This is a genomic window from Nonomuraea sp. NPDC050536 (assembly GCF_044457685.1).
In the GTDB taxonomy this organism is placed as follows: Bacteria; Actinomycetota; Actinomycetes; order Streptosporangiales; family Streptosporangiaceae; genus Nonomuraea.
This window is the reverse complement of sequence record NZ_JBITHD010000006.1, coordinates 324,584-341,003: the sequence shown is the minus strand read 5'-3', so window position 1 is coordinate 341,003 and position 16,420 is coordinate 324,584. Positions and strand designations below refer to the sequence as shown.

Below are 16,420 nucleotides of genomic sequence, written 5' to 3'. Positions count from 1 at the left end.
TTCAGCGCGCATCGAGTGCTATCTCCCTCTTGTCACCGAAGATGCCCTGTGGCCGGAAGATGAGCAACAGGATCAGTCCTAGCCCGACCAGCATGTAGCGGACGGGACCGACCTGGATGCTGGTCATGAAGGGGATGTACCCCGCCTGGACCGCTTCGCTCAGCACGCCGTTGACCAGGACGAGGAGCACCCAGAAGATCATCGACCCGACGATGGGGCCCAGGACGCGGGCGGCGCCGCCCAGGATCACGATGGTGTAGGCGAAGAAGGTGGTCTCGGTGCCGAAGATGTCCGGCTGGACTGAGGCGAAGGCCAGGCCGTAGATGAAGCCGCCGAAGCAGCCGATCACGCCGCCCAGGATCAGCGACTGCATCTTGTAGGAGAAGACGTTCTTGCCCAGGCTGCGGACCGCGTCCTCGTCCTCCCTGATGGCCTTCAGCACGCGGCCCCACGGGCTCTTCATGAGCAGGTAGACGAGGAAGCTGGTGAGGCCGACCAGGATCCACCCGACGACGAGCACCCACAGGACCCGGTTGTTGAAGGTGATCGTCCCGATGCCGTAGTTGTCGCCCTCGGGGAAGGGGTTGAGGGCATAGAAGCCGTCGGAGAAGCCGCGCTGGCCGTCCGAGCCGCCGAAGACGCTCTTGAACGCCACGGAGCGGAAGATGAGCCGGACGATCTCGGCTGCCGCGATCGTGACGATGGCCAGGTAGTCGGCGCGCAGGCGCAGTGTCGGGATGCCCAGGATGAGGGCCAGCAGCACGGCCGCGGCCAGTCCGACCAGGATTCCGACCCAGAACGGCAGGCCGATCACGGTGACCGTGACGGCCAGGCCGTACCCGGCGACGCCCATGAACGCGGCCTGGCCGAAGTTGAGCAGGCCGGTGTAGCCGAACTGGACGTTGATGCCGATCGCGGCCAGACCGTAGAGCACGGTCTCCACGCCGATGGCGGCCTTGACGGTGGTGGTGAAGATGGTGAGCCAGTCCATGTGAGCCCCCTCAGCCGATCCGCTCGCGGCGGCCGAGGATCCCCTGCGGCCTGACGAGGAGCACGATGATCAGTACGGCGAGCGCGCCGACGCTCTTCAGCTCCGGCGGCACCCAGAGGGTGGAGAGCTGGATGAACAGGCCGACCACCAGGGAGCCGACCAGCGCGCCGAAGGCGGTGCCGAGCCCGCCGAGCGTGACGCCCGCGAAGATGAGCAGCAGGATGTCCTGGCCCATCGTGTACTTCAGGTTCTGCGACAGCCCCAGCATGATGCCCGCGAGCGCGGCGATGGCGCCGCCCGTCGTCCAGATGATGCGGATGATGCGGTCGACGTTGATGCCGGAGGAGGCGGCCAGCGCCGGGTTGTCGGCCACCGCGCGGGCGGCCTTGCCGGTGCGGGTGCGCAGCAGCGCGACGCCCACGATGATGAGGACCGCGAGCTCGATGCCTATGGCGACGAAGTTCTTCGGCGCCGCGGAGATCGGGCCGATCTGGATGCCCGGCTGCGCGGTGTACTGCGCGAAGGCCTCGTTCTGCCCGCCGAAGAGGATCAGGTAGGTGTAGCGCAGGAAGAGCGCGACGCCGATCGAGATGATCATCATGGCGATGACGCCGGTGCCGCGTCTGCGCAGCTGGCCCCAGAAGAAGCGATCTTGTGCGTAGCCGAGCCCGCCGCAGACGATGACCGACAGCACCGCCGCGGGGATGAGATGCAGGCCTATGCCCACGTTGAAGGCATAGGCCACGATGGCGCCCAGCGTGACGAGCTCGCCGTGGGCGAAGTTGGTCAGGCCGGTCGTGCCGTAGATGAGCGAGAGGCCGAGGGCTGCCAGCGCGATGATCAGGCCGAGGTTGATGCCCTCGAAGGTGAGCTGTGCCGCGGTGTCCCAGAAGGGACTTGACTCACCGCCCGTCTCCTGGGCGGCCGTGGTGCCCTTGGGCTCGAGCGCGAACAGGACGGTCGACATGTTCCCGCTGAAAACCGTCGGGGTGCGGACGTTGTTGTTGGCCCGAACCTGGGCATTCGCGGGGAGGGTCTTGACATCCAGGGTCACCTTGTACTTGCCCGGTTTGTCGACCTTCACTTCCCATGTGCCTTGGGCGTTACTTGTAACCTCCTTGACGGGTTTGCCGTCTTCGGTGGTCACGACGATTTTCACGCCGTTCACTGGCTGGCCTTGGAGTTTGAGTGTCCCCCTCAAGCCCTGGTCGTCGACCGCCGCTTGGGCGGGTACGGCGAGCAGGAAGATGAGTCCACCCAGGAAGGCCGTGAACGCGATCACGGCTCTGCGCAATGGTGCTCCCTCAATTAGGTCAAGGCGGGGTTGTGACCCCTCCATCTCGACACGCGGGCATCGCAGGCACAACTGGGATGCTGTGGCGGGAGCTTATTCCGGGAACGCCCGTTTCAGTATCGTTCGTCACCAATTAGTGACGTGCGTGTGTCACTCATGTGAGGAAAAAAGACGCCAGGTCAGGGGCTAAATCGGGGTAGACACCTGGCAGGTCCTGACAACGAAGCAATAACGATCTGGTCGAAAAGCTTGAGGAGTGGCGGCAGGTCGGCGGTGCGGTCACGCGCGACACTTTCGAGGCATTGCTGAATCGGGGGGAGAAACGAGCCCGGGGGTGACCTTTGGGACCATGTAGGGCTTCCCCGGCCCTACACGTTATCTACTCAGCCTCCCCGCGGGCTCTGCTGGGGACAACCGTAGCGACCCACGGGGCCGGTGTGCAAAGGGAGAGCGGAACTCGCGTGGCGTTCAGCGGTCTCGCAACATGCAGGTGAGGCGTGAGGTGCACACACGTCGTCCCTGGTCATCGGTGATCTCGATTTCGTAGGTGGCCAGCGTGCGGCCACCGTGCAGCCGGGTCGCGACGCCCGTGACGTGCCCGGAGGTCGCCGGGCGGTGGTGGGTGGCGTTGATCTCGATGCCGACCGCGATCCGCTCGGGTCCTGCGTGGATGGCCGCGCCCACCGAACCCAGGGTTTCGGCCAGCACCACCGACGCGCCGCCGTGCAGCAGGCCGTACGGCTGGGTGTTGCCCTCGACCGGCATGCGGCCCACCACCCGCTCGGCGCCGGCCTCGACGAACTCGATGCCCATCCGGTGGGGGAGCGTGCCTTCGTGGATCCCGCCCAGGCCGGCGAAGTCGACGGGGTTGATCTGCGGCGTCTCCGTCAAGGGGATGTCTCCAGTCTTCCGAGCTCAGGTTTTCTGTCGCAGTTGGAGACTAGGCTTCGGTTGTGCCGAAGAGTGAAGTGACCCCCAACCGACCGAGCCTGCTGCTGCTTGACGGGCACAGCCTGGCGTATCGAGCGTTCTACGCGCTCAAGGACGCCAACCTGATGACCACCGACGGCCAGCACACCGAGGCGGTCTACGGGTTCACGTCCATGCTGACCAACATCCTCCGCGACGAGCAGCCGACCCACGTGGCGGTCGCCTTCGACCGGTCGGAGCCGACGTTCCGGCACGAGGAGTACTCGGAGTACAAGGCCAACCGCAGCGAGACGCCGGAGGACTTCCGCGGCCAGATGCAGCTGATCTTCGAGCTGCTCGACACGCTGCGCGTCCCGCGGCTGTCCAAGGCCGGGTTCGAGGCCGACGACCTGATCGCCACGCTGGCCACCCGCGCCGCCGCCGAGGACATGGACGTCCTGATCGTCACCGGTGACCGCGACGCGCTCCAGCTGGTCAACGAGCGGGTCACCGTACTCATGACGCGCCGGGGGATCAGCGACATGACGCGCTTCACGCCTGAGGCGGTCTTCGAGAAGTACGAGCTGACGCCGCAGCAGTATCCCGACTTCGCGGCGCTGCGCGGCGACCCCAGCGACAACCTGCTCAGCATTCCCGGCGTGGGGGAGAAGACGGCGGCCAAGTGGGTGCGCGAGTTCGGCTCGCTGACCGCGCTGATCGACCGGGTCGACGAGGTCAAGGGCAAGGTCGGCGACAAGCTGCGCGAGCACGTGGCCCAGGTGCTGATGAACCGTCGGCTGACCGAGCTGCTGCGCGACGTCGCGCTCGAGGTGGAGCTGGGCGACCTCCAGCAGGGCACGTGGGAGCGCGAGGAGGTCAACAAGCTGCTCGACTCGCTGCAGATCCGCGGCGAGCTGCGCGAGCGGCTGTTCAAGGTCCTCGGCACCGGCGAGCAGGAGCCCGAGCAGGGCTTCGAGGTGGAGACCGTCGTCCTCGGGCCCGACCGGGTGGCCGGCTGGCTGTCGGCGCTGCTGCAAGGCCGCGCCGGGCTCGCCTTCAAGGGGGCCTACGGCAGCGGCACCGGACGCGTCGACGCGATCGCGATCGCCGCGCCCGACGGCACGGCCGCCTACATCGACCCCACCAAGCTGACCGAGGCCGACGAGACGGCGCTGCGGGAGTGGCTCGCCGACCATGGCAAGCCCAAGGCCGTGCACGACGCCAAGGGGCCGATCCTGGCGCTGTGGGCGCAGGGCATGCAGCTCAACGGGCTCAGCGCCGACACCGCGCTGGCCGCCTACCTGGCCATGCCCGGCCAGCGCACGTTCGCGCTGGAAGACCTGGCCCGCCGCTACCTCCACCGTGACCTGCGGGCAGAGGAGGAGTCCGACGGGCAGGGCGCGCTGTTCGGCGACGACGAGCTCGCCCCGGCCAAGGACCTGGCGCTGCGCGCCCACGCGGTGCTCGAGCTGGCCGGCTCGCTGGAGGAGTTCCTGTCGGGGCGCGGCGGCACCCAGCTGATGACCGACGTGGAGCTGCCGCTGCTGAGCGTGCTGGCCGAGATGGAGCGCGCCGGCATCGCCGTCGACGCGGAATACTTCGCCTCGCTGGAGGCCGAGTTCGGCGCCGCCGTCAAGCACGCGGTCGAGGAGGCCCATCGGGCCGTCGGCGAGCAGTTCAACCTCGGCTCGCCCAAGCAGCTGCAGGAGATCCTGTTCACCCGGCTCAACCTGCCCAAGACCAAGCGCATCAAGACCGGCTACAGCACCGACGCCGACCAGCTCGCCTGGCTGGCCACGCAGACCGACCACGAGCTGCCCGTGATCATGCTGCGCCATCGCGACCAGACCAAGCTCCGCACCACGGTCGAGGGCCTGATCAAGGAGATCGCCGACGACGGGCGGATCCACACCACGTTCAACCAGATCATCGCCGCCACCGGCCGGTTGTCGTCGGAGAAGCCCAACCTGCAGAACATCCCGATCCGCACCGCCGAGGGCCGCCGCATCCGGCAGGGCTTCACGGTCGGCGAGGGCTTCGAGACGCTCCTGACGGCCGACTACAGCCAGATCGAGCTGCGCATCATGGCTCACCTGTCGGGCGACGAGTCGCTCATCGCCGCCTTCGAATCCGGTCACGACTTCCACGCCGCCACCGCCTCGCGCGTCTTCGACCTGCCGCCCGAGCAGATCGACAGCGAGCTGCGGGCCCGCATCAAGGCCATGAACTACGGACTGGCCTACGGCCTGTCGGACTTCGGCCTGTCCGGGCAGCTCAACATCCCGGTCGCCGAGGCGCGCGCGCTGAAGGAGGAGTACTTCCAGGAGTTCGGCGGCGTGCGCGACTTCCTGCACGCCATCGTCGCCCAGGCCCGCACCGACGGCTACACCGAGACCATCATGGGCCGCCGCCGCTACCTGCCGGACCTGACCAGCGACAACCGCCAGCGCCGCGAGATGGCCGAGCGGATGGCCCTCAACGCCCCCATCCAGGGCTCGGCCGCCGACATCATCAAGGTCGCCATGCTCAACGTACGGCAGGCCATGGGCGAGGAGGGGCTCCGCTCACGCATGCTCCTCCAGGTCCACGACGAGCTCGTCTTCGAGGTGGTCCCCGGCGAGCTGGACGCCCTCACCCAGCTCGTCCGCGACCAGATGAACGCCGCCTACCACCTCCGCGTCCCCCTGGAGGTCTCCGTAGGCGTCGGCCGCACCTGGGAGGACGCCGGCCACTGACCCTCCAAGCGCACGGCCCTCGCCCGCGGCTCGGCTCTCCTAAGAGGGGAGCCGAGCCCCACGCCTCATGCGGGCGGCGGCGGGGCGTTTGTGCTCCCGTGACCTTCCGGTGAAGGCAAAGAAGGCGTCAGTTCTGGGTATGCCGACTCTTGCGGATGACCTTGCGGGAGGGGCGATGAGGAGGCGTGTTTATCCGCCTGCGGCGGGGTAGCCGGACATATCCTGAGACGTACTTTCCCCGAGCTGCCGGGAGTTGTGTGCCTTCATCAGCGTCACTCACGCGGATCATCGGCATCGCCAACATCGTGGTGGTCGTCGCGGCGGTCGTCGGCTTGATTCTGGTGCCGTCGGCCAGCCGTCCCGGAGACAGACCACTGGCCGCAGCGCGAAACCCGTTACCCGGCGTGCAGCCGTCGGCGCAGCCCGTCAGCACGACGCCGCCCGGGGTCGAGGCGACGCCGGAGTTCGCCAGGCAGATCAAGGCCAACGAGGCGGGCCTGGTGCCGGTGCTGATGTACCACCGGATCATCAAGAAGCGCCGGGCCTCCATCGACCGGACCCCCGCGCAGCTCAAGCAGGAGCTTGAGACGCTGGCCAAGCAGGGCTACGTGCCCGTCACCGCCAGGGAGTTCGCCACGGGGGCCATGCCGGTGCCCGCGGGGCACTACCCGGTGGTGCTGACCTTCGATGACGGCCATCCCAGCCATTTCGGGCTGGACGCGAACGGCGCGCCCGTCAAGGACACCGCCGTCGACATCATCCTGCGGGTGGCCGCCGAGTATCCGACGTTCCGTCCCGTGGCCACGTTCTGGATCAACCGGACGCCCTTCGGGCTGCAGGACCAGAGCCAGCAGGCCACGGCCGTGCAGTGGCTGGTGAACCACGGCTTCGAGGTGGCCAACCACACCTGGTCGCACCCCGACCTGGCCGTGATGCCGAAGAAGAAGGTCCGCGAGCAGATCGTCAGGATCGAACGGCTGCTGAAGAAGCTCGGCGCGCCCCCGGACAAGACGATCGCCCTGCCGTTCGGGGCGATGCCGCACCCGCGCAAGCTCGCGCGCAGCGGCTCTTGGGACGGAACCTCCTACAGCTTTGCCGGGGTTTTCCTGGCCGGGGCCGAGCCCTCGGTTTCGCCCTTCGCGAAGGACTTCGACCCGCTCGCCATCCAGCGGATCCAGAGCAACGGCAAGAAGGGCGAGTGCCGCAAGTGGTGCTCGCAGTACTGGCTGGAGTGGCTGAACAAGCACCCGGGCTGGCGCTACGTCTCCGACGGGGACCCCAACCGGATCTCAGTCCCGGTCAAACTCCGAGGTAATATCAGCCCCAAGCAGAGACCGCAGGTCAACGCCTATTAGTCCGGGCGTTTACGTCGCCCGGATTGACCACGCTCGCTAGGTCTCATATGCTGATCGCTGCGCTGTGGGTTCGCGCGCGCCTCAGACGGAGCGGGCTCGCGCTCGGTCACGTCGATGTCGTAATTCCTCGGCTTGATGCGGAAGAGGGCCTGCCGCGCGTTCGCCACATCGACATCTGTCCGCGTTCGGAGCAATTCCACACATGACGAGCAGCACTGAGGCCACCTCGAGCACCCCGCAGGTAGCGGTCAACGACATCGGGTCCGAGGAAGCCTTCCTCGCAGCGATCGACGAGACCATCAAGTACTTCAACGACGGCGACATCGTCGAGGGCACCGTCGTCAAGGTCGATCGAGACGAGGTCCTTCTCGACATCGGCTACAAGACCGAGGGCGTCATCCCCTCGCGCGAGCTCTCGATCAAGCACGACGTGGACCCCGCGGATGTCGTCGAAGTCGGCGAGCACGTTGAGGCCCTGGTTCTCCAGAAGGAGGACAAGGAGGGTCGCCTGATCCTGTCCAAGAAGCGCGCCCAGTACGAGCGCGCCTGGGGCACGATCGAGAAGATCAAGGACGAGGACGGCATCGTCACCGGTACCGTCATCGAGGTCGTCAAGGGTGGTCTCATCCTCGACATCGGCCTGCGCGGCTTCCTGCCGGCGTCCCTGGTCGAGATGCGCCGCGTCCGCGACCTGCAGCCGTACGTCGGCCGTGAGCTCGAGGCGAAGATCATCGAGCTGGACAAGAACCGCAACAACGTGGTCCTGTCCCGCCGCGCCTGGCTCGAGCAGACGCAGTCCGAGGTCCGCCAGACGTTCCTCAACACCCTCCAGAAGGGCCAGGTCCGCAAGGGCGTCGTGTCCTCGATCGTCAACTTCGGTGCCTTCGTGGACCTGGGTGGCGTCGACGGTCTGGTCCACGTGTCCGAGCTGTCCTGGAAGCACATCGACCACCCGTCCGAGGTCGTCGAGGTCGGCCAGGAGGTCACGGTCGAGGTCCTGGACGTCGACATGGAGCGCGAGCGCGTCAGCCTCTCGCTCAAGGCGACGCAGGAAGACCCGTGGCAGCAGTTCGCCCGCACCCACCAGATCGGCCAGGTCGTCCCCGGCCGGGTCACCAAGCTGGTGCCGTTCGGCGCGTTCGTCCGGGTCGAGGAGGGCATCGAGGGCCTGGTCCACATCTCCGAGCTGGCCGAGCGCCACGTGGAGATCCCGGAGCAGGTCGTCCAGGTCGGCGACGAGATCTTCGTCAAGATCATCGACATCGACCTCGACCGCCGTCGCATCAGCCTGTCGCTGAAGCAGGCCAACGAGGGTGTTGGCACCGAGGTCGAGTTCGACCCGACGCTGTACGGCATGGCCGCCACCTACGACGACCAGGGCAACTACATCTACCCCGAAGGCTTCGACCCGGAGACGGGCGAGTGGCTCGAGGGCTTCGACAAGCAGCGTGAGGAGTGGGAGCGCCAGTACGCCGAGGCGCAGACCCGCTTCGAGGCGCACAGGCGCCAGATCGAGGAGGCCCGCAAGGCCGAGGCCGAGGCCGGCGAGGCTGCTCCCTCGTCCTACTCGGGCGAGACGCAGGCCCCCGCCAACTCGTCGTCGGCTCCGGCCAGCGGCGCGCTCGCCTCTGACGAGGCTCTCGCGGCTCTCCGCGAGAAGCTCGCCGGCGGCCAGAGCTGATCTGACCCGCGTATAGAGGCCCCGCACTCCGGTGCGGGGCCTCTTTCGTGCGTTACTGGGTCGCGTCCCGCATGAGCCCGTGCAACCCCTCGGCCAGCGCGGCGTCGCCCTCGATGCGCAGGCCGTCTGAGGGGCCGCGGCGCCACAGCCACAGCAGGAGGTCCTGGGGCGCGCCGGTGATGGTGACGTCGGCGGGTCCGGCATCGGCAGTCACCGCGGCTCCCGTGGCGGCCGGCCGTACCTGCCAGTGCCTGTCGCCCGCGGCGAGGGCGATCGTGCGGCCGGACAGGGCGGGCAGCGCGTCGCCGAAGTCCTCGGGCCAGCCGGCCGAGGCGAAGGCGAGGAAGGTCACCAGCACCTCGTCGATCCCGTCAGTGGCCAGATCGTGTGGAATGTCGGAAACGGCGGCACCGCGGGCCAGTTCCGCGTCGACGCGGTGGATGACCGTCTCGTGCGCCATCCGCCGGATCCAGAAACCGACCGTCTGGTCAGGGTCGTACCACGTCAGCGCCTTGGCGCCGGGTTCGTGGGCCGTGAGTTCGGTCAGCAGCTCCGCCAGATACCGATCGAGGAGCGCCAGGGGATCCTCGCCGGACAGGTCCGGCGGCCAGGGGGAGGGCCAGGCGCCCTGGCGGATCGTCTCCACCTTGTGCAGGTAGACCGTGGCCACGTGGGTGACCAGGTCGGCTGCGGTCCAGCCGGGGCAGCTGGGCACGGGCGCGGTCAGGTCCGCGGCGGCGGCCGAGCCCAGCAGCGCCGCGTCCGCCCGCAGGCAATCCAGGTATCGAAGGCTTCGCATGGGCCGAGCTAACCATAGACTGCCCCGGTGGAGATCGAGCGAGCGGTGGCGGCGGACGCGGGGGAGATCCTCACCCTGCAGCGGGCGGCTTACGTGAGCGAGGCCCAGCTCTACGGCGACCCGTTCATCGCGCCGCTGGTGGAGTCGGCCGAGCAGGTGCGCAAGGCCATCGAGACCGCGACCGTGCTCAAGGCCACCGAGTCGGGCCGGATCGTCGGCGCCGTGCGCGGGCAGCCGGCCGGCACGGCGTGCCTGGTCGGGCGGCTCGTCGTCGCGCCCGACCGGCAGGGCGCGGGGATCGGCACCGCCCTGCTGACCGCGCTGCACGAGCAGGTGCCGGAGGCCACCGCGTTCGACCTGTTCACCGGGCACCTCTCGGAGGGCAACCTGCGGCTGTACCGGCGACTGGGATACAAGGAGACACACCGGGAGCGGATGGACGACCATCTCACCCTGGTGCACATGCGGCGATAAGGTGGCCAGGTGCTGAAGATCGGGCTCACCGGCGGTATCGGATCGGGCAAGAGCGAGGTGTCCAAGCGCCTGTCCGCCAGGGGCGCCGTCGTGATCGACGCGGACAAGATCGCCCGTGAGGTGGTGGAGCCGGGCACCCAGGGCCTGGCCCGCGTCGTGGCCGCCTTCGGCGAGGGGGTGCTGCGCCCCGACGGCACGCTCAACAGGGAGAAGCTCGGCACGATCGTCTTCGGCGACTCCGAACGACTGGCCGCGCTCAACGCCATCGTCCACCCGCTGGTCGGCGAGCGGGTCGCGGAGCTGCAAAGCCAGGCGCCCGACGACGCGATCCTCGTCTACGACGTGCCGCTGCTGGCCGAGAACAAGCTCGCCCCCATGTACGACGTCGTCATCGTCGTCGACGCGAGCGACGAGGTGCGCCTGGCCCGGCTGACCGGCATCCGTGGCATGTCCGAGGCCGACGCCAAGGCCCGTATCGCCGCCCAGGCGAGCCGCGCCGACCGGCTGGCGGTCGCCGACGTCGTCATCGCCAACGAGGGCTCGCTCGAGGAGCTCGACGCCCGCGTCGACGAGGTCTGGCAGGACCTAGAACGGCGCCTCCAGCGGTAACTGACGTACGGCGGGCAGGTGCGGGTCCAGCTCGCCCAGCTCGAACCGGGCCGTGCCGATGACGTGCCAGAACTGCCCGGCCGCCTCCCCCTGGATCTTGTAGCGCCCGTCGGGCGACAGGGCCGCCCAGCCCTCGGGCAGGCCGAGCAGCGTGATCTGCCGCTCGCCCGCGCGCCACAGGATGACCACGCCGTCGTCGCCGGCGCTGGCCAGCAGGTCGCCGGCCGGGTTGAAGGCCACCGACCAGACCCGCCTGGCGTGCCCGTGCAGCGTCTGCAGCAGCTCGCCCGAGCCGGTGTCCCACACGCGGATGGCCAGGTCGTCGCCGCCGGTGGCCAGCCGGGCGCCCGTCGGGTCGAAGTCGCAGCTCCACAGCCGTCCCGCGTGCCCGGTGAGCGTGTGCCGCTCCATGCCGCTGGACAGCTCCCAGATCTTGGCCAGCCCGTCGTTGCCGGCGCTGGCCAGGTAGCGGCCGTCAGGGGAGAACACCACCGAGTAGACGCGGTCGGTGTGCCCCTGCAGCGTCATCACCCGGTCGCCGGTCTCGACCTGCCAGATGCGGACGAGTCTGTCGTCGCACCCGGTGGCCACGTAGCGGCCGTCGGGGCTGAACGCGATCGAGCGGACCCGGCCCCGATGGTCGGCCAGGTTGCTGACCAGGCGGCTGGTCGGCCGGTACCAGACCCGGACGCTGTCGTCGTCGTTGGCCGTGGCCAGCAGCTCGCCGTCGGGGCTGAAGGCCTCCGCCCAGACGTGGTCGGTCTCGGCGTTCAGCTCGCGCTCGTAGTCGCCGGTGGTGGCGTTCCAGAAGTGCACGCCGCCGTCGTTGCTGGAGGTGGCCAGCACCGGCCCGGCGGGGGAGAAGGAGGCCGAGATCAGCCGGTCGGCGCTGCCGGTGAACTCGCGCAGCCGCCGCCCGGTGCGCGGTTCCCAGATGCGTACCACGCCGTCGTTGCCGCTGGTGGCCAGCATCGAGCCGTCGGCGCTGAACCTGGCCGAGGCGATGCGCCTGCCGTGGCCGCGCAGCACCTTCTGGCACTGCCCGGTGGCCGTGTCCCACAGCCGGACCGTGCCGTCGTTGCTGCTGGTGGCCAGCTGCCTGCCGTCGGGGCGGAACGCGAACGGCCACACCGAGCTGCGGTGCCCGGTCAGCTCGACCCGGTGGGCGCCGCCCACCTCCTGCAGCCGGACCACGCCCTTGGCGTCGGCGCTGGCGACCTTGCCGCTGTCGGGGCTGAACGCCACCCGGTAGATCGCCCCCGCGTGGGTGGTGTGCACGCCGTGCGTCTCGCCCGTCACCGGGTTCCACAGCCGTACGATGCCCGCGGTGTCGCCGCTGGCGAGCAGGGTCCCCGAGGGGGCGAAGGCCAGGCTGTAGATGCTGCCAGGATGCCCGGTCAGCGTGTGCCGCAGCGTGCCGGAGGCGGCGTCCCAGACGCGGACCGTGCCCGCCTCGTCGCCCGTGACGAGCATGGAGCCGTCGGCGCTGTGGATGGCCCGGTAGACCGAGCCGCCGTGCCCCTCCAGGGTGCGCACGACCTGCCCTGACTCCAGGTCCCAGACGCGGACCACCCCCGCCGCGTCGCCGGTCGCCAGGCCCGCCCGGCCGAAGGAGGCGGTGTAGACGGGGGCCAGATGGCCGGCCAGGGACTGCTTCAGCGTTCCGGTGGCGGTCTCCCACACCCGGACCACGCCGTCGGCGCCGCCCGCCGCGACCAGGTCGCCGCGGGGGCTGAGCCGTACCGGCCAGACCCCCTCGGAGTGGCCGGACAGCTCGCGCAGGAGCGCGCCCGTCAGCGCGTCCCAGAGCAGCACGCGCCCGTCGCTGGCACCGGTGGCCAGCAGGTCGCCCGCGAAGGAGACCGCGTAGACGCGGCCGCGGTGGCCCTGCAGCGTGCGCGTGGGCAGCCCGTCGACGCACAGCAGCACGCCGCCGTCCTCGTTGCCGATGGCCAGCGTCGCGCCGTCGGCGCTGTAGGCGATGGGCTCGGGCAGCCGGCTGGTCTGCATGTGATAGCCGTACGGCACGCCGATCGCGGCCGGGGCGAGTTGCACGTCGACCGGCTGACCCGGCACGACGGCGGCGCCGGGCAGGTGCGGCAGCGTGCCGGTGACGTTGATGAGCGCGGCCCGGTGCCAGTGGGCCCCCTCGGCGGCGATGTCGCTCAGGTCGGCCCTGGCCAGGTGGGCGCCCGACAGGTCGGCCCCGGTCAGGTCGGCGCCCACCAGCTTGGCCTCGTCCAGCCGGGCGCCGACCAGCCTGGCATCGCGCAGCGTGGCCCGCGACAGGTCGGTGCCGACCAGCGTGGCCTCGCTCAGGTCGGCGCCGGTCAGGTCCACCTCCCGCAGATCCCTGGCCGACAGGTCCTCGCCCCTGAGATTGGCGCCGCGCAGGTCGGCCCGCGCCGGGGTGCGCAGCCGGGCGGCCAGCTTGACCGCGTTCGCCCTGGCGATGTCGTTGTCCGGGCCGTCGGCGGGCGGATCGTCGGCCCAAGCCCGCAACGCCCGCATGTCGGCGAGGTCGCACAGGAACTCCACCGTCAGGGCCGACAGCGGCCTGCGCGTCAGCGCCACCGGGTCGTCCATCGTGGCCGCGATGTGCCGGGCGATCAGCCACTCCATCACCGAGGCGTGGATGAAGCCGAACATGCCCTCCTCGGTACGCACCATCAGGCTGCCCGTGCCCATCGCGTGCGCCGCCTGCGCGCCGGTGAGCTGCCCGTCGGCCAGGCCCGTGAGCGTCTCGGCGATCTCGGTCAGCTCGGCCAGCCCCAGGAACGCCTCGCCGGTCTCCCACAGCCGCAGCGCCAGCGCCGTCACCACCCGCCACAGCTCCTCGAGGGTGAGCGTGGCCGGCGAGCCGGGCACCCGGGTGCGCTGCTCCTCGAAGGCCAGCCACGAGCTGAGGATCTCCTCGTACAGCAGCGCGGGGCTGATCGCGTCGCGCGCCCCCGCCACCGTGCGCAGCTGGTCGGCGTCCAGGTCGACGATGAAGCTGAGCATGCGCGGGTTGCGCGCCAGCGCCAGCAGATCCTTGATGCCCTCCATCAGCGCCATGCGCGCCGAGGCCTCGGCTCGGTCGTCGAAGCGGTTGTCCAGGTAGGAGCGGATCTGGTCCTGGGTGAAGTTCTCCACCGACAGCACCCGCCGCTGCGGCAGCACGCCCACCATCTCGCCGAGCGAGGTGAGCACCTGCGTGTGCGACTTGAAGTGCTGCGTACGGCTGGCCACCACGATCTTGGCCTTGTCCTCGGCGGCGGCCAGCAGCGTGGCCAGGTGGTCGGCGGCCCTGTCGTAGGTGAGCCGGGTCACCAGCTCGTCGAACCCGTCGAACAGCAGCACGATCCGCCCCTGCCGCAGCAGGTAGCGGAAGGCCTTCAGATCGATGAACTCCTCGCCGTGGTTGGCCAGGTGGGCGGCCACCAGCCCGTCCACCGAGTGCGCCTTGTCCAGCGCGCGCAGCTCGATCAGGATCGGCGTCAGATGGGGGAGCTCGAGCGGGATGCGCCTGGCCAGCTCCCGCAGCGCGAACGTCTTGCCGTGGCCGAAGTCGCCGAGCAGCAGCAGGAACCGGCCGTGGTCGGCGGCGAGCAGCCTGATGAGCTCGTCCGTCAGCCCCTGCTTGACCTGGTGCCCTGGCCGGTCCAGGTCCCGGTAGCGCTGCGGCACGTACAGGTCGGGCGGGTAGCGGCGGTCGGTGGTGAGCCTGGCCGTCTGCTCGGCCACGTAGCCGGACAGGTCGAGCAGGCCCTGGAACTCGGTGAAGCTGCGCAGCCGGACACCCCTGCGCATCAGGTCGTCGCGCAGCGCCCGTGGCGGCGGCGGGCCCTGGTAGACCAGCTCGGCGGACAGCTCGGTGGCGTGGGCCTGCCGTACGAAGTCCGCGGCGTTGTCGGCGGTGACCTCGCCCACGTGCGCGCCGACCATCAGCTGGCGCACGAAGCCGTCCTCGGGGTGGGTGACGACCAGGTGCGCGGGGAAGCGGCGGATCTTGGCGCGCTCGTGCCTGGCCTCGCACACCTCGGTGATGCGGTCGAGCAGCAGCTCGGTGGGGCTGGGCTCCTTCCTGTCGGGCTCCGGCTCGGGGACGGGAGCCGGGCGCTTTCCGTTGCTGAACGGGGCCGTCGCGGCCCGCCAGGCGCGCGCGGCGCGTTCCGGTTTCTGTGCGTCGGGGTGCCAGACGCGCATGCCCTGGGGGCCGATCTCGACCACGTGGTGGTGGCCGGGGCGGGGCGCGGCCACGGCACCCTCACCTGGCTCGCCGTACCCGTGGAAGAGCAGGTTGAGACGGTGGGCGACGAGGCGGTCGTAGGTGGGCGCGTCGTGCAGCAGTGCGGGCGGGTGGCCGATCGCGCCCAGCCGCAGCCACTCCGACTCCTCATACGGGCGCAGCCGCTCGGCGAACCAGGCCGCCTGCGCCTCGCCGAGCTGGGCGTAGGCGTCCTTCTCCAGGTGGCTCATGGCCATGGTGGAGTTCAGTCCGGCCACCACGACCTTCAGGTCGGGCACCTCGAACAGCGACCACGGCTGCCCGCCGTCGAACACCCGGTCGTCCAGGCCCTGGTAGAGCTCGTCGAACAGGCCGGCGAAGTGGCGCCACTTGGGCCAGTACGGCGGCTGCGGGCTGACGTCGTCCGCCTCGCAGGTCAGGAAGTACGCGCTGGCCGCCGCCTTGGTCACGTCGCGCGGCCCCGGCACGATGACCAGCCGGTGCGGCTCCAGGCCGATCAGGTGTCGCAGGTCGGTCAGGAAGCGGGTGGCCTGCCCGAACTGCCCCAGGCTGCCCGACTCGGTGAGGTCCCCGCTGACCAGCATCAGGTCGGGGCGTGGCATCCCCCTGTCGTACAGACCGGTCAGATCCGCCCAGATCCTGGCCTGGATGTCCTCGGGGGTGAACGGCTCGCCGGGGTCCGGCAGCGCCCGGCCGAAGCGGGGGCCGCCGATGTGCAGCACGCTCAGCGACTCGCGCTTCTCGTGGGACTTGGCGGTCGCGGGCGGGAACTTCGGCGCGGTCACCGGGGTCCGGCGGGCCCGCGAGCGCTCCTCGGGGGCGGGCAGGCTGGGAATCGGCGGCGTCGTAGCATTTGTCGGAAATATCGGTGCTTTGTCGGGTTTGGCGCGGCCGGCCATGGCCTCCCTGATCCTGCCCAGCAGCAGCGCCCTGGCCTGGCCTGGATCGGTCACGCCCAGCATGTCCACCCAGGTGATCGTGGACAGCAAGCCCTCGACCTGGACGTCCTCCAGGCGTACCGTCACCAGCTTGTTGGAGGGGTTGTCAGGATCGGCACGCAGCGCCGCCTGCCACTCCATGCGCCCGTAGCGGGAGGTCAGGTACTTGCGCGAGAGCACCGCCACGACCAGCGCCGCCTCGCTCACGCCGCGGTCCATGAAGTCGATGAAGTTCGTGCCGGGCACGAAGTCCCAGGACTGGATCATCGTTCGGTAACCCGCCGCCTCCAGTTCCCAGGCGATCCAGGTGGCCCACGCCGTGTCGGCCGGGGAATAGCTGACGAAGATCTCGGTCGGCCTGCCGTCACGCGCCATCTGCCCAGTATCTCCCGGGGAATCGGCGT

The 16,420-nt window shown here is 69.8% G+C and carries 10 protein-coding genes; 5 read left to right on the top strand and 5 right to left on the bottom strand.

Annotation, left to right across the window (positions count from 1 at the left end; all coding sequences use genetic code 11):
* Position 1 precedes the first annotated feature (1 nt).
* The 3 genes from ACIBHX_RS20155 to ACIBHX_RS20145 all read right to left on the bottom strand — a co-directional run bounded on the left by ACIBHX_RS20155 (position 2) and on the right by ACIBHX_RS20145 (position 3,098).
* On the bottom strand, positions 2-991 hold the full coding sequence (locus ACIBHX_RS20155; protein WP_397068649.1) for a branched-chain amino acid ABC transporter permease: 990 nt from the start codon (positions 989-991) through the stop codon (positions 2-4).
* 10 nt (positions 992-1,001) lie between these two features.
* Entirely contained in the window at positions 1,002-2,285 is a 1,284-nt protein-coding gene (locus tag ACIBHX_RS20150; protein WP_397068648.1) for a branched-chain amino acid ABC transporter permease, read from the bottom strand.
* A 468-nt stretch (positions 2,286-2,753) separates the two neighbouring features.
* Complete coding sequence (locus tag ACIBHX_RS20145; protein ID WP_397068776.1) at positions 2,754-3,098, bottom strand: PaaI family thioesterase; 345 nt, start codon at positions 3,096-3,098, stop codon at positions 2,754-2,756.
* Positions 3,099-3,238: 140 nt separating this feature from the next.
* Between ACIBHX_RS20145 and polA the strand changes: the two genes are divergently transcribed.
* The 3 genes from polA to rpsA all read left to right on the top strand — a co-directional run bounded on the left by polA (position 3,239) and on the right by rpsA (position 8,965).
* Positions 3,239-5,929 carry a DNA polymerase I gene (polA, locus tag ACIBHX_RS20140; protein ID WP_397068647.1) on the top strand — a complete coding sequence of 897 codons (2,691 nt, stop codon included), beginning with the start codon at positions 3,239-3,241 and terminating at the stop codon, positions 5,927-5,929.
* A gap of 257 nt (positions 5,930-6,186) precedes the next feature.
* Positions 6,187-7,284 (top strand): polysaccharide deacetylase family protein, encoded by a 1,098-nt coding sequence (locus ACIBHX_RS20135; RefSeq protein WP_397068646.1) that lies wholly within the window; start codon positions 6,187-6,189, stop codon positions 7,282-7,284.
* Positions 7,285-7,486: 202 nt separating this feature from the next.
* Positions 7,487-8,965: a 30S ribosomal protein S1 gene (gene rpsA, locus ACIBHX_RS20130; RefSeq protein WP_397068645.1), complete on the top strand. Its 1,479-nt coding sequence runs from the start codon at positions 7,487-7,489 to the stop codon at positions 8,963-8,965.
* A gap of 52 nt (positions 8,966-9,017) precedes the next feature.
* On the opposite strand, the gene ACIBHX_RS20125 is transcribed toward rpsA, so the two are convergent.
* Positions 9,018-9,764 (bottom strand): maleylpyruvate isomerase family mycothiol-dependent enzyme, encoded by a 747-nt coding sequence (locus ACIBHX_RS20125; protein ID WP_397068644.1) that lies wholly within the window; start codon positions 9,762-9,764, stop codon positions 9,018-9,020.
* Between the two features lie 27 nt (positions 9,765-9,791).
* On the opposite strand from ACIBHX_RS20125, the gene ACIBHX_RS20120 reads away from it, so the two are divergent.
* Both ACIBHX_RS20120 and coaE read left to right on the top strand, forming a co-directional pair.
* The gene (locus ACIBHX_RS20120) at positions 9,792-10,238 is read left to right on the top strand and encodes a GNAT family N-acetyltransferase (protein ID WP_397068643.1); all 447 of its coding nucleotides are present in this window, start codon (positions 9,792-9,794) and stop codon (positions 10,236-10,238) included.
* A 9-nt stretch (positions 10,239-10,247) separates the two neighbouring features.
* Complete coding sequence (gene coaE, locus ACIBHX_RS20115; protein WP_397068642.1) at positions 10,248-10,847, top strand: dephospho-CoA kinase; 600 nt, start codon at positions 10,248-10,250, stop codon at positions 10,845-10,847.
* Here coaE and ACIBHX_RS20110 read toward each other — a convergent pair.
* The gene (locus ACIBHX_RS20110; protein WP_397068641.1) at positions 10,824-16,391 is read right to left on the bottom strand and encodes a TIR domain-containing protein; all 5,568 of its coding nucleotides are present in this window, start codon (positions 16,389-16,391) and stop codon (positions 10,824-10,826) included. The genes coaE and ACIBHX_RS20110 overlap by 24 nt on opposite strands.
* Positions 16,392-16,420: the final 29 nt, after the last annotated feature.

Excerpts from the sequence above, each read along its gene's own strand:
- ACIBHX_RS20155 (WP_397068649.1), bottom strand. The coding sequence starts at position 991 with ATGGACTGGCTCACCATCTTCACCACCACCGTCAAGGCCGCCATCGGC.
- ACIBHX_RS20145 (WP_397068776.1), bottom strand. The coding sequence starts at position 3,098 with ATGGGCATCGAGTTCGTCGAGGCCGGCGCCGAGCGGGTGGTGGGCCGC.
- rpsA (WP_397068645.1), top strand. The coding sequence starts at position 7,487 with ATGACGAGCAGCACTGAGGCCACCTCGAGCACCCCGCAGGTAGCGGTC.
- ACIBHX_RS20125 (WP_397068644.1), bottom strand. The coding sequence starts at position 9,764 with ATGCGAAGCCTTCGATACCTGGATTGCCTGCGGGCGGACGCGGCGCTG.
- ACIBHX_RS20110 (WP_397068641.1), bottom strand. The coding sequence starts at position 16,391 with ATGGCGCGTGACGGCAGGCCGACCGAGATCTTCGTCAGCTATTCCCCG.